Origin of the sequence: Ammoniphilus sp. YIM 78166, from assembly GCF_004522215.1 — a bacterium.
GTDB lineage: Bacteria > Bacillota > Bacilli > Aneurinibacillales > RAOX-1 > YIM-78166.
On sequence record NZ_SDLR01000008.1, the window covers coordinates 19,034 to 32,683 of the forward strand.

Annotated in this window: 14 protein-coding genes; 13 read left to right on the top strand and 1 reads right to left on the bottom strand. The window is 44.8% G+C overall.

Translation table 11 applies throughout. The features are described from left to right. Nucleotides 1–40: 40 nt before the first annotated feature. On the bottom strand, nucleotides 41–757 hold the full coding sequence (locus EIZ58_RS27265; protein ID WP_134704140.1) for a S1C family serine protease: 717 nt from the start codon (nucleotides 755–757) through the stop codon (nucleotides 41–43). A 236-nt stretch (nucleotides 758–993) separates the two neighbouring features. On the opposite strand from EIZ58_RS27265, the gene EIZ58_RS27270 reads away from it, so the two are divergent. From EIZ58_RS27270 to EIZ58_RS27330, 13 genes are all read left to right on the top strand, one after another. Further along, complete coding sequence (locus EIZ58_RS27270; RefSeq protein WP_134704141.1) at nucleotides 994–2,619, top strand: ABC transporter substrate-binding protein; 1,626 nt, start codon at nucleotides 994–996, stop codon at nucleotides 2,617–2,619. After that, complete coding sequence (locus EIZ58_RS27275; RefSeq protein ID WP_134704142.1) at nucleotides 2,612–3,598, top strand: ABC transporter permease; 987 nt, start codon at nucleotides 2,612–2,614, stop codon at nucleotides 3,596–3,598. Before EIZ58_RS27270 ends, EIZ58_RS27275 begins: the two co-directional genes overlap by 8 nt. 101 nt (nucleotides 3,599–3,699) lie before the next feature. Continuing rightward, complete coding sequence (locus EIZ58_RS27280) at nucleotides 3,700–4,464, top strand: ABC transporter permease (protein ID WP_370297825.1); 765 nt, start codon at nucleotides 3,700–3,702, stop codon at nucleotides 4,462–4,464. 21 nt (nucleotides 4,465–4,485) lie between these two features. Next, on the top strand, nucleotides 4,486–5,409 hold the full coding sequence (locus tag EIZ58_RS27285) for an ABC transporter ATP-binding protein (protein ID WP_134704143.1): 924 nt from the start codon (nucleotides 4,486–4,488) through the stop codon (nucleotides 5,407–5,409). Further along, a complete protein-coding gene (locus EIZ58_RS27290; RefSeq protein ID WP_134704144.1) occupies nucleotides 5,399–6,025 on the top strand; it encodes an ABC transporter ATP-binding protein in 627 nt (208 codons plus the stop codon). The genes EIZ58_RS27285 and EIZ58_RS27290 overlap by 11 nt, the downstream gene beginning before the upstream one ends. Before the next feature lie 136 nt (nucleotides 6,026–6,161). Then, a complete protein-coding gene (locus EIZ58_RS27295; RefSeq protein WP_134704145.1) occupies nucleotides 6,162–7,334 on the top strand; it encodes an MFS transporter in 1,173 nt (390 codons plus the stop codon). Nucleotide 7,335: 1 nt separating this feature from the next. Continuing rightward, on the top strand, nucleotides 7,336–8,520 hold the full coding sequence (locus EIZ58_RS27300) for an MFS transporter (protein ID WP_134704146.1): 1,185 nt from the start codon (nucleotides 7,336–7,338) through the stop codon (nucleotides 8,518–8,520). 97 nt (nucleotides 8,521–8,617) lie between these two features. Continuing rightward, nucleotides 8,618–9,610 carry a PhnD/SsuA/transferrin family substrate-binding protein gene (locus tag EIZ58_RS27305; protein WP_134704147.1) on the top strand — a complete coding sequence of 331 codons (993 nt, stop codon included), beginning with the start codon at nucleotides 8,618–8,620 and terminating at the stop codon, nucleotides 9,608–9,610. A gap of 37 nt (nucleotides 9,611–9,647) precedes the next feature. After that, nucleotides 9,648–10,739, top strand: a complete 1,092-nt coding sequence (locus EIZ58_RS27310) for a zinc-dependent alcohol dehydrogenase (RefSeq protein WP_134704148.1) — start codon at nucleotides 9,648–9,650, stop codon at nucleotides 10,737–10,739. A gap of 10 nt (nucleotides 10,740–10,749) precedes the next feature. Further along, nucleotides 10,750–10,932, top strand: a complete 183-nt coding sequence (locus EIZ58_RS27315) for a hypothetical protein (RefSeq protein ID WP_134704149.1) — start codon at nucleotides 10,750–10,752, stop codon at nucleotides 10,930–10,932. Nucleotides 10,933–10,969: 37 nt separating this feature from the next. Continuing rightward, complete coding sequence (locus EIZ58_RS27320; protein ID WP_134704150.1) at nucleotides 10,970–11,455, top strand: rhodanese-like domain-containing protein; 486 nt, start codon at nucleotides 10,970–10,972, stop codon at nucleotides 11,453–11,455. Between the two features lie 201 nt (nucleotides 11,456–11,656). After that, complete coding sequence (locus EIZ58_RS27325; protein ID WP_167578000.1) at nucleotides 11,657–12,418, top strand: IclR family transcriptional regulator; 762 nt, start codon at nucleotides 11,657–11,659, stop codon at nucleotides 12,416–12,418. 169 nt (nucleotides 12,419–12,587) lie between these two features. Further along, nucleotides 12,588–13,628: a Bug family tripartite tricarboxylate transporter substrate binding protein gene (locus EIZ58_RS27330; protein ID WP_134704152.1), complete on the top strand. Its 1,041-nt coding sequence runs from the start codon at nucleotides 12,588–12,590 to the stop codon at nucleotides 13,626–13,628. Nucleotides 13,629–13,650: the final 22 nt, after the last annotated feature.

Consider the following 13,650-nt stretch of genomic DNA (forward strand, 5'->3'; position numbering starts at 1 on the left):
ACAGAAAAGGCGTTCCAACTTAGGAACGCTTCTTTTCGTTTTATCTTGCCAGGAATCTCCCCGCTCTCTCTTTAATCGCATCAATGCCCACAGCAAATCCCAGTCCTTGATTATTCTTAATAATGAAGGCATTCATCCCAATCACTTCTCCGTTCATGTTAATGAGAGGACCTCCACTATTTCCGGGGTTTATCGCACAGTCTGTTTGGATGATATCTTCATAAAGTTTGTTCGAGATCCGTACAGGACGGTTTTTGGCACTGATGATTCCTTTTGTTACCGTATGTTCAAGTCCCATAGGATTACCTATAGAGAGAACGAACTCTCCGACCTTGCTATCTGAAGAAGAACCGATAGGGATTGGGGTAAGCGGTTTACGGGTGGAGATCTGTAGAACGGCTAGGTCCCTTTTTTCATCACTCCATACCACTTTCGCGGTACGCTGTTCACCACTATAAAGACGAACCAAAATTTGTTCAGCATTGTGAATGACGTGTTCACTGGTCAGGATATACCCATTGGGGTGAACGATGAAGCCGGTACCGAAGCTCTTCGTTTGACTAGACATGGATTCCGTGGGGGGAAAGAGAAAGGAAAACAAGAAATCGCTTTGCCGAGCTGTTTTTCGATCACGTGTCTCAATCGAGATGACGCTGTGTTTCGCACGCTCCACAATCGGCACGAAGTAATTACCCGGATGATCACAAGCAAGATTTCTGGACTTTATATTGGTAAAGTAGATGGGTTTGCGTTTCAATGGCCAATCCTCCTTCCACTATCTGTCTAAGGATTTTAACGAGAACGGGTCTTTACCTTCAATATATGTAGGAGGGGCATTGGCTGACATGGGCGGAAGGAATATGTGCGGGTGTCCATTTTATACTCTGAACCAACTTTTATTTACTGTTCCGTTATACGGCACGAAAAACTAACTTTTCGAAGTGGTTTGTGTTACGATTTTAGATAATTGTAACACAGAGGGGGAGGGGTATTATGGAAAAGAAGTTATTATTATTTGTCCTGGTATTTGGATTCGTACTGTCTAGTATTCTAGTAGGGTGCTCCGGCTCATCTGTTCCAGGTAATAGTGCAGAGCAAGTAGAAAAAGAAACGGATACAAAAAAAGATGAGTTAATTCTTGCCGTCGGCTCCGAACCAGAAACTGGTTTTGACCCTACAACAGGTTGGGGGCGTTATGGAGCTCCGCTTTTCCAAAGTACGTTACTTCAAAGGGATAATGAACTGAAGGTGGTAAATGACCTGGCAACAAGTTATGAAATAAGTAGCGACGGAAAGGTTTGGACAGTAGAAATTCGTACTGATGTGAATTTTTCGGATGGCAAGCCGCTTACAGCAGCGGATGTTCAGTATACATATGAAACGGCAGCAAAAAGTGGGTCTGTGCTAGACCTTAATGTGATGGAGAAAGTAGAGACAATTGGAGATTACTTGGTCAAGTTTACTCTAAAGGAAGCTCAGTCAACTTTTATCCAATCGCTGATTACTACCGGTATAGTTCCTAAGCATGCTCATGGCAAGGATTACGCGGAAAAGCCAATAGGTTCTGGTCCTTTTGAGCTGGTGCAATGGGATAAAGGGCAACAGTTGATCGTAAAGGCGAACCCGTTATATTACGGAGAAAAGCCTTCCTTTCAAAAAATGACGTTTTTATTTTTAAATGAGGATGCAGCCTTTGCAGCAGCGAAAGCAGGGAAGGTAGATGTGGCTTATATTCCTTCATCATTCAGTAAACAAGAAGTAACCGGAATGCGCCTTGAGGCAGTCAAGAGTGTAGATAATCGAGGAATAGCTTTTCCATTTGTTCCGTCTGGAGAAGTGACAAGCGATGGATTTCCTAAGGGGAATGATGTCACAGCAGACCCTGCTATTCGTAAAGCAATTAACTTAGCTGTAGACAGAAAAGCACTTGTTGAGGGTGTGCTTGAAGGGCACGGTACGCCAGCCTATACATCAAGCGATGGACTTCCTTGGTGGAACCCTGAATCTATAATAGTAGATGCTGATATGGCGGGAGCGAAAAAGCTACTGGAGGATGCTGGGTGGAAGGATCACGATGGAGACGGTATCCTGGAGAAGAAATCCTTAAAGGCTGAATTTACTTTGGTTTACCCTTCCAGTGATTCAACACGCCAATCCCTTGCCATAGCCGTTGCAGACTTGATCAAACCACTTGGAATTCATATCGTCGTTGAGGGAAAGAGCTGGGATGAAATCAAAACCATGAAGCACTCCAATGCCGTACTTTTTGGCTGGGGCAGCCATGACCCGCTTGAAATGTATAATCTATACAGCAGCTTGTACGCAGGGGTTGAGTATTACAATACAGGCTTCTATCAGAATGAAACCGTGGACGATTATATGAACAAGGCACTTGCAGCTATCAGTGAAGAAGAAGCAATGGAATATTGGAAGAAGGCGCAATGGGATGGAGAGACCGGATTCAGTGCAAAAGGAGATGCGCCGTGGGCATGGTTAGTCAATATTGATCACTTATATCTGGTTAAGGAAAAGCTTGATATCGGAAAACAAAGAATTCATCCGCATGGGCATGGTTGGCCTGTGACAGATAACATCAAAGAGTGGAAATGGAATGAGTAGAGTCGTCACATTTCTATTCTGGAAAAGTCTCCGGTTCGCATCCCTGCTTTTTGCGATATGCTTGTGTTCTTTCTTGCTCATCAAGCAATCCCCTATTGACCCTATCCAGGCCTACGTTGGAGCTGACATGATGCGAGTCGGCCCCGAGCAAAGGGTGAAGATCGCTGAATACTGGGGCTTGGATAAACCGGCATTTGAACAGTTTTTAGTTTGGGGATCGGCAGCTTTAAGCGGCGATTTAGGAACGTCCATGATTTTCCGGCAGCCTGTTTCTACGATCATTCATGAACGGTTCTTTAACTCGCTTGCCCTGATGAGTACCGCCTGGCTGCTATCTGGACTCATCGGCTTTGCCATAGGGGTCATTGCTGCCATGAAAAGAGATACATGGGTAGATCGTCTTATTAAGTGGTATTGCTATACGCTGGCTTCTACACCTACTTTTTGGATGGGGCTTCTCCTTCTTATGATCTTCTCGGTTTGGCTGGGCTGGTTTCCTATCGGGCTGGGTGTGCCAGCAGGAGTTCTGGCGGAGGAAGTTACAATGGGAGATCGCATTAAACATCTTATACTGCCTGCTTTAACCTTAAGCATCATTGGAGTGGCCGGGGTGGCATTGCACACGCGCCAGAAGCTGATTGACGTGTTATCCAGCGACTATATATTATTTGCTAGAGCAAGAGGAGAAAAAGGATTGATCCTGTTTTGGAGACATGGCCTGCGGAATGTGGCGCTTCCCGCCATCACGCTGCAGTTTGCATCCTTCAGCGAGCTTTTTGGGGGAGCCGTTCTTGCGGAACAAGTTTTTTCTTATCCGGGCCTAGGGCAGGCGACAGTAGAGGCAGGGTTAAGAGGGGATGTTCCCCTCTTGCTCGGACTTGTCATTTTTAGTGCTTTGTTCGTTTTTGTTGGGAATTTCTTGGCCGATTTGATCTATCGCATAGTCGACCCAAGGATAAGGGAAGGGGGATCGATATGAATACCATCACCAAACTACAGAATTTCCGTGCCCTCGGACGCCAACTGAAAATGAATCGTAGACAACAGACTTTGTGTATCATCTTTACTGCAGCGGTGTTCATGTTCAGCGTGGCGCTGGGTGGCTGGATAACAGGAAATGAAGGGGTGGCGACAAACTTAGAGCTTCGCAATGCCCCACCCTCATTAGAAAATCCATTTGGAACGGATTGGCTTGGTCGGGATATGTTTACTCGAACATTGAAAGGTCTCTCTTTAAGTATTGGGGTGGGTACGCTAGCAGCGCTTTGCAGCGTCTCCATCGCACTCGTTCTAGGAGTTATGGCTGCAACGATGGGCAAGGCCGTGGATAGCGTAATTTCTTGGTTCATTGACTTGTTTTTAAGCGTACCGCACTTAGTTATCCTCATTCTCATCTCGTTTGCCATGGGGGGCGGAATGAAAGGAGTAGTAATTGGGGTTGCGCTGACACACTGGCCTTCCCTAACCCGAGTTATTCGTGCAGAAGTAATGCAGATCCGCTCCTCGGAATTTGTTCAGATCTCCCGAAGACTGGGAAAGTCTCGCTGGTGGATTGCTTCACGGCATATCACACCGCATCTTCTTCCTCAATTTTTAGTTGGCGTTTTGCTTCTGTTTCCCCATGCCATTTTGCATGAGGCAGCTATCACGTTTGTAGGAATGGGATTGTCACCCCATCAGCCCGCTTTAGGCATTATCCTTTCTGAATCCATGAGGTACCTGTCGACAGGGATGTGGTGGCTAGCCTTTTTTCCAGGAATCAGCTTGCTTATTATAGTCAGAGTGTTTGATCTAATTGGGGAAAATTTACGTTTATTAATTGATCCCCATCGGGCTCAACACTAGATAAAAGGAGGTAGTGCGAGGATGCCTATTCTTGAAGTGCGAGATTTGTCCATATCCTTTCAGCAATACAAAAGTGGATTAAGGCAGGAGAAGCTCAATGTGATCACGAATCTTAGCCTGGAGATTCAAGCGGGTGAAATACTTGCGGTAGTCGGCGCAAGCGGATCAGGTAAAAGTTTGCTTGCCCATGCCATACTTGGAATTTTACCTAGTAATGCCGCTGTCAACGGAAGTATGCGCTTTGCTGGTGAGGAGCTAACCCTTGCTCGACAGGAGGAATTAAGGGGAAGGGAGATCGCTCTGATTCCCCAATCTGTCAATTTTCTTGACCCCCTGATGCGCGTAGGAGCGCAAGTACGAACAGCTGTGAGGCAGGGAAATGCAACTCAGGTCCAAAAGGAAGTATTTCATCGGTACGGATTGGGGTCTGACGTGGAAAAGCTGTATCCGTTTCAATTATCCGGAGGGATGGCTCGCAGGGCTTTAGTATCAACAGCCGTGATAAGTGGTTCGAAATTGATTATTGCTGATGAGCCTACGCCCGGTCTCGATTCGAAAGTTATTCAAGAAGCTCTCCGATCCTTTCGAGAACTTGCCGATCAGGGTTGTGCTGTCATGATGATCACGCATGATATCGAATCGGCGCTGCAGATTGCTGATAAAATTGCTGTATTTTATGCTGGAACGACGGTAGAAGTGGCTCCTGTTCAGGACTTTTCCGGAAGAGGGGAATCGTTAAGACATCCTTACAGCAGGGCTCTATGGAGGGCGCTACCGCAAAATGACTTTATGCCGATTCCTGGCTCGCAACCTCTTGCGAATGCCTTGCCGCCCGGATGTTTGTTTGCTCCTCGCTGCAAAATGGCTAAAGAGGAATGCAGTCATTCTAGGCCCCCTATGAGAGAAGTACGACAAGGACTTGTGAGGTGTTTTTATGCTTCTTGAAGCCCAGGGCATCAGTTATCGTCATCAGCATAATCCATGGTTGTTCCAAGATTTCAGTTTAGCCGTGAAAGCGGGGGAAATTGTTGGCCTGGTGGGACCGAGTGGATGTGGGAAGAGTACATTGGGACGAATATTGGCAGGATATGAGCAGCCACATGAAGGAAGAGTCGTGATAGATGGGGAGCCTATCGTTTCTTCAGGTTACCATGCCGTCCAGCTCGTTTTTCAGCATCCAGAGAAAGCCGTGAATAGTCGGTGGACGATGGGCAGAATTTTAAAGGAGGGCGGAGAACAAGACCCTGATTTGCTTTCTTCCTTGGGCATTGAGCAACAGTGGTTGAGCCGATGGCCTAATGAGCTTTCAGGGGGGGAACTTCAGCGTTTTTGTGTGGCAAGAGCGTTGGGGACGAATACCCGCTTTTTGATCGCTGATGAGATGACAACCATGCTGGATGCGATTACGCAGGCGCAGATTTGGCATGCGGTTCTGTCCTTCGCAAAAAAGAGGAATATGGGAGTACTTGTGATTAGCCACGAGTGGAACCTTATTCAACGGATTTGCGACAGAGTCATTGATTTTCAGAATAAAAATACAATGATTTTAACACAAGGGTAATTCATACTTATGGATTGCCTCTTTTCTGTTCATAACTTAAGGACGTTCCATATAAAAGAACTGTTGCTATCCTAAGTTATTCCGTTCTAGATAAGATAGAAAGGTAAGAGTATATAGGTAGAGGAGAGGAATCGATATGATTCTATATTACTTTTTGGTGATGCATACCTTGTACAGTATTGCACTGATAGGTACGAGGCCCATTGTTTCCTTATTTGCTGATTACCATGGGGCCAGCCCCGTCATTATTGGTCTCCTGGTTTCCGCTTATGCCTTTTTTCCCATGTTAATGGCTATTACCGTTGGCAAATGGCTTGATCACTATGGTGCAAGAAAAATTACGCTTCTTGGTGGAGGGGGGATGGCCTTAGCCTTATTGATTCCTGCTTGGTTTCCACGGATAGAAGCTCTTTTTTTATCTCAGGCTTTATTTGGCTTCACACAGCTTTGCGTATTGTTGGCTCTTCAAAAAACCGTAGGAAACCTGCCTGGAAATCGGGATAAACTGATGGCTGCCTTTAGTTTAACAGGCTCGACGGGTGAGCTTTTAGGTCCGTTACTAAGTGGTTTTGTGTATGAGCATTATGGATTTCAAATGACTTATGGTACGGCATTCCTATTGGTATTAGTAGGAGTTGGCATGGGGTTGCTCTTGAAGCAAGATCATTGGAAAAGTGCCTCGCCCGTTACGGCTTATAAAAAGCAGGATCTAGGATCTACCGTTCGCCTCCTTACTCACGTAAACCTTCGCAAAGCTTTAATTATTAGTGGTTTAGTTCTGCTTTCAAAAGATCTATTCATAGCCTATTTTCCGGTCTATGCCACGAGTCGCGGTTTAGGTCCAAGCCAAATCGGAATGATCTTATCCATTATGGCTGCCATGGCGATGATGATTCGAATCTCTCAATTTTATCTCGTACAGAAGTTTGGGAGGGGAAAAGTCTTGACTACGACCTTGCTGATCAGCAGCTTTTCCTTTATCTTCATTCCTTTTTCATCTCAAATGCTGATATTGGGAGTAGTCGCTGCCCTTCTTGGCGCCGGTTTAGGGTTAGGCCAGCCCTTAAGTCTTGTTTACGCGCTGAACCATAGTCCTCAGGAAAGACAAGGGGAAGTGCTGGGACTTCGTCTTACTTTTAATCGAACTTCTCAGTTCGCAGCCCCGTTCTTATTTGGAGCGGTTGGGGGAATGGCAGGGGTATCTCCTATTTTTTGGGTAAGCGGTGTAATCCTGATGATGGGTGCAGTCTTTACAAGATTGACACCGGCTACTAGTAACGAAAAGATCTCGATCAGAAAAGAGGCATAGCATGCAGGAGAGGAAGCTCTACATTTCGGCTCTAGGGTTGCTCGTCATTCATTTTCTATTTTCTTTTACGATTCAAGGAACACGCCCCAATATTTCTTTATATGCCCATGATATCGGAGCATCGGAGTTCACGATTGGTCTCTTGGTATCGACATTTGCCTTTCTTCCGATGCTCTTTGCCATTCAAGTAGGAAAGTTACTGGATACCTATGGGGCGAGAAGGATGTTATTCGTTGGGGGGGCTGGCATCAGTAGTGGCTTACTCATCCCCCAGTTCATTCCTACTCTTCCATCCTTGTTTGTCTCGCAGATGTTCATGGGCATCTCCCACCTCTTCGTTGTCGTTTCCTTGCAGAAAAGCATTGGCAATCTCCCAGGTAACCGAGATAAAAGGATTGCTTCTTTAAGTTTAATCGGCTCCTTGGGTGGGATGACGGGACCGTTAGCAAGCGGATTCAGTTACGAGCACTTAGGGTTTAGTGCCACTTTCTTTGGTGCCTTGTTGGCCGTCCTAACCGCCGTCGTTATTAGCGGACTCCTCTATCGTGAATCTTGGAACGGGGGTAACCCTAGAGAAGGAAAGTCAGGGAAAGAACCTTCCTGGCACTTGTTAAAGGATACGTCATTACGACACGCGTTGATCATTAGTGGATTAGTTCTATACTCTAAGGACATATTCAGTGCTTACTTTCCTGTTTATGGTACGAAGTTGGGTATGACACCAAGCGAGATTGGTTTATTATTATCTGTCATGTCAGCCATGGCATTAGTAGTGAGAATTTCGCAATTTCACTTAGTTGAATGGCTTGGAAGAAGGAAGGTGCTAGTCCTTACATTGGCTTTAAGCGGGTTGGCCTATGTGCTAGTACCTATAACAAGTCACTTTGGTCTATTGGTATTCCTGATTATTATTCTGGGAGCGGGCTTGGGATTGGGGCAACCACTGAGCCTAGCCTACTCGCTTCAGGTTAGTCCACCGGATCGCCAAGGTGAAGTATTGGGAATGAGGTTGACTTTTAATCGCGGTTCTCAATTTGCAGCCCCGCTTTTTTTTGGCGCAATTGGGGGGACTCTCGGATTGTCCCCGATCTTTATTGTAGGCGGGGTGATATTGCTACTTGGCGCATTAAGGACGAAAAAGGAAGTCGGTCTGGATAAAGACGCAGAAAAGCCCATTAATTTTTAATTGAAGGTTGTGCCGCATAGAAGAACTTATTGTTTTTATTTAAATTGGCAGAAGTCATAATAAATTTAGAAAACAAAAACAACGTGAGGTGAGTCATATGTCCAAGTTGCCTTTGAGCTTTGCTTGTTGGGATTATGATAGAATTCGAGCTTTAACGGATGGAACTGTACAGGTGAAAGGGATAGAGTTGAATTGGCTGAATATGCCCGTGGAGGAAACCTTCTTTAGAATGATGAGACATCAGGAATTTGATGTTTCAGAACTGTCTTTATCCTCTTACCTCATTGCGAAGGATCGTGGGTATCCGAATTTTACGGCCATTCCGGTATTTATGTCGCGCTTTTTCAGACATTCAGGCATCTATATCAATAAGCATTCTGGAATAAAAGAACCTCAGGATCTGAGGGGAAAGCGAGTGGGGATACCAGAATATCAGCTAACAGCATGCTTGTGGATTCGAGGAATTCTACAACATGATTACGATGTTCATCCTTCTGATATGAGGTGGTATACGGGGGGACAAGAACAGCCAGGAAGAATTGAAAAAGTGAAACTGGACTTGCCTTCAGATATCCAAATCCAGTCTATCAATGATCAGCAGACCTTAAACCAAATGTTGGAAATTGGCGAGATCGATGCCCTGATTGCTCCTCGTGCCCCGTCTTGTTTCCTTAACGGTTCACCAAATGTGGATCGATTATTCCCGGACTTCGTTTCTGTAGAGAAAGATTATTACCGTAGAACCGGCATTTTCCCGATCATGCATGTAGTCGCCATAAAAGATGAAGTTTTAGAGAAAAACCCTTGGGTGGCCGCCAATCTTTACAAGGCGTTTGTAGACGCAAAGCAGAAGGTGTATGACGGCTTCAACCAAACCGCGGCATTGAAAGTGACCATGCCATGGTTCGTTTCAGAGTGGGAAAGTACAAAGGAATTAATGGGAGAAGACTTCTGGCCATACGGTTTGGAAAAAAACCGCAAGACCCTGGAAGCAGCGGTAGCTTACTCTTATGAGCAAGGAATGATTAAGAACAAGCTGACGGTAGAGGACCTCTTTGTAAAGTCCGCACTTGAAGAATACACATTATAGCAGTTTCCTGCTGCAAAAGGAGTAAGGGGGAACGAGTGTGACTGTAAAAGTTCTAGCAGCGGTTGCTGTGGGCGAAAAACAAACGGAGATTCAGGAATTCGATATGCCGGACATCTCTTCAGACGAAGGGCTTCTGAAGGTGGAAGTGGTTGGGGTTTGCGGAACCGATGTTTCTTATTATAAAAAACAGCAAGAGGCCAGAATTCTAGGTCACCATGTGGTAGGCTACATTGAGAAGATTGGAACAGAGGCTGCAAAGAAATGGGGTGTAAAAGAAGGGGATCGCGTAGCCATGGAAGAGTATATTCCATGCGGACAATGCGAGCACTGCCGTACGGGTTCGTATCGTTCTTGTCTTTATACGGATCCCCGATCGGGGGGGATCCGTTACGGCGCCACCCCAGTGTCACTAAAACCTTCCCTATGGGGAGGGTTTAGCCAATACCTATATCTGCATCCCAACGCAGTTGTACATAAAATGGCAGGCTATGTACCGGCAGTGGAGGCAGCCTTAACCCTGCCCCTTGCCAACGGATTTGACTGGATGTGCATCGAGGGCGGAGCTGCTCCAGGTAAAATTGTGGTGATCCAAGGGCCGGGCCAGCAAGGTTTGGCTTGTTGTCTAGCAGCTAAGGCTGCTGGTGCCGAAGTCATCATGACCGGCAGGAGTACGAGCTTGCGCCGTTTGGAACTCGCAAAAGAACTAGGGGCAGATCATATCATCAATGTTCAGACAGAAGACTTGGTGTCCCGCGTCCGTGAGATTACCGGAGGAAAGATGGCAGATGTCGTGTTGGATGTCACATCGGGCGGAACTGCTCCGATCCTTTCATCGTTAGAAGTGGCCAATAAAGGTGGAAAAGTCATTCTTGGAGCTTATAAGTACCAAGCCATACCAGAGCTTAACGCTGATCTTATCATTCAAAAAACCTTGACGGTTAAAGGCGTACGAGGGCATAGCTATCAATCCGTAAAAATGGCTACAGAGTTCATAGCGTCAGGTCGATTCCCACTGAGTAAGATGAATTCGCATAACTATAGCCTAGAGCAAACGGATCTCGCACTCAAAACGGCAGGGGGAGAGGGCGAGCCTTCTCCTTTACTCGTAACCGTATCCCCATGGGAGTAGGTGGGAAAAAATGAGTGCTAACTTATATAATATCGGAGATCTTCTTACCGACCGCAAGGGAAAAGGTGTCATATTAAAAGTTGTCGCAAGATTGGGTGATAACATCATCAGGTATAAGACAAATAACGGGGAAACAGGCGAAATTCCTCTGGATTTATTAAGGTGGAATTATGTGAAGCTAGAGGATGCGTAAATGACGAATCAGGGGCGAAAAAGGGGGAAGGAAGGCAATGAAGGTTAGCGATACTTTTAATGTTCTTCACAGCCACGGTAAGCATCATCATGGCCATCACCATCATGATCACCATGGTCACGGCCACCACCATGACCACGATCACGGGGATGAATATCAAAACGAGTTTGATATTTATCCTATAGAATTAATTGAACGGCTCTCTCTCGAGGATTTTTCCTCAAAAATATTAGATATAAGAGAGGAGTGGGAGTGGGAGCAAATCTATATCGAGGGTAGTTACTGTCTTCCTATGAAAACATTAACTAAAGATATTGACAAGCTAGATCCAGAACAGCCTTGGTATGTTTTATGCACACAAGGAATTCGTTCGAGTTTTGCGGCCATGTATTTGGTTTCCCAAGGATTTAAAGAGGTATATAATATACAGACAGGTATCTATGGAGTCTATGAAGCTATGAAGGGAGATCAACCTGAATGGCTGAAAGTAAAGCCCGGCTGGGATTTAAACTTAAATAAGTAGAATTTGGTACTGTTGAATGACTTCAACAGTATTTTTTTTGTTTACTGATAAGTTAATCTTCTTTGTATGATTAATAGTTGTAATGGTTGGAAAAATACCCCTATAAAAGTAAAAGATTATACTTTTGTGTATTGTATAGTTTGTAGATTTTTGTTATTTTAAATATTAAAATGCAGTATGGTATACAAGGGGAGAGTGAACATGGCAAAGGAACAAGAAGTGTTGTCATCAGTCCATAACGCAATCCGCATTTTGCAAAATTTTTCTCTCACAGAAACAGAGCTGGGTATCAGTGAACTTAGCGTACGTCTCGGATTAGCTAAGAGTACCGTGTTTCGTTTAATGAAGACGCTTCAAGAAAACCATCTTGTAGAAAAAAATGAAGAAACACAAAAGTACCATTTGGGAATCGGGGCATTTGAGTTAGGATTTAGAGTTTATCATTCTATGGAATTGAGACGCATAGCAGTTCCAATTTTAGATCGATTGGCAAAATCAATCCGGAGAGTTGCTAGGTTGAGTGTGTATGATAAAGGTGGGGCTGTCTATATTTGCAAGCGCATTCCAGATGATGATAATGGCACCATCTCAAAAATTGGTGACCGTGTTCCCTGCTACTGCTCTGCTGTCGGGAAGGTTCTCCTTTCCTATCAGGATGATATTGAAATTGACCGTGTCTTAGATGGAGAGTTGACCCAATATACCAGCAAAACCATCGTCTCTCCAACGGTTCTCAAGCAACAGCTAATTGAAGTTCGAAAAAACGGCTATGCGTTGACGAATGAGGAGCTAAGGGTTGGTGTTTGTTCTGTGGCAGTCCCAGTACAAAATGATATGGGCAAAGTTATAGCAGCCGTGAGTGTTACAGGTCCGAAAGCCTTGTTCTATCCTAATCAAATCAACCAATATGTCCAAGAACTTAAGGTTGCCAGTAGATTAATTACAGAACGCATAGGTATGTAATATTTTTGGTGGGAATAGCGGGTTATTCCCTTTTTTTTATTTCAAAAGAGTCGAGAAAAAAATTACCTCAATCGTGCCGTATAGAAGAACTAATAGTCTCGAGCATATTCAAACTTATAGTAATATTCTAATAACACTATTAACACTATGCAAATATAGGAGGGGCTATATGAGAAAGAGATTGGGTAAGTGGGGTTCTTTTCTATCCGTAGGGGTGATGATGTTTGCTTTAACCATGGGTTGCAGTTCCAATCAATCCAACACACAAGAAGCAAGCAATACACCTGCTCCGTCAACAAGTGAAAAACAGGAGGCTGTGAACTATCCGACCAAAGAGATCAAATTAGTAGTACCTTACAGTCCGGGCGGGGGATTTGATACATCCGCAAGGTTAGTGGCTCCTTTTATGGAAAAATACTTACCGAATAGTGTAAGCGTTATCGTTGACAACAAACCTGGAGGACAAGGGAATATTGGATTGGGTGATGTTTATAAGGCAAAACCCGATGGATACACGATAGGTATTATTAATCTTCCAGGGAATGTAGTTAAACAAATTCAAGGCGACGCTAGTTATGATGTGACGAAGTTCGAGTACATAGGGCGAATTACCGACACCATCTATGTAGCCGCTGCTTCTAAGAAGTCCGGGTTCAAGACTCTTGACGATTTAAAGAATGCCAAAGCGATTAACGCAGGAATTACGAACATCTCTTCATCTGATGGCTTAGGTGTTGTCGTTACGGCAGAAAAGCTAGGGTTTGATGTAAAAACGATTCCGCATGAGGGGAGTACTGAGGCTGTGTTATCCGCCGTTCGAGGGGATGTAGACTGGATTCAGTTCCCAATGGAGAGTATTCGTGCTTCCGTTATTGATTCGAAGGAATTGGTTCCGCTATGGGTTTATTCGAAGGAAAGACATCCGGATTTACCCGATGTGCCAACGATCGTAGAATTAGGCTATGGGGAATTGCTGGATACCGTTTCGGGTCATCGCGTTTTAATTGCATCTCCTGAAACGCCACAAGAGGTCTTAACGATCCTTCGCGACGCTTTCCAAAAGGTAGTTCAAGATCCTGAATACCAAAAGAAAGCAATTGATGCCAAGAGTGATGGTAATTCTGGTGATCATGAATTAGCGAAACAAATAGCGGAATCTTCCTTGAAGCAGCTAGAACCGCTGAAGGAAAAATTGAATTCTTCCAAGTAATCTAGAAAGGAGGTATGAGAAG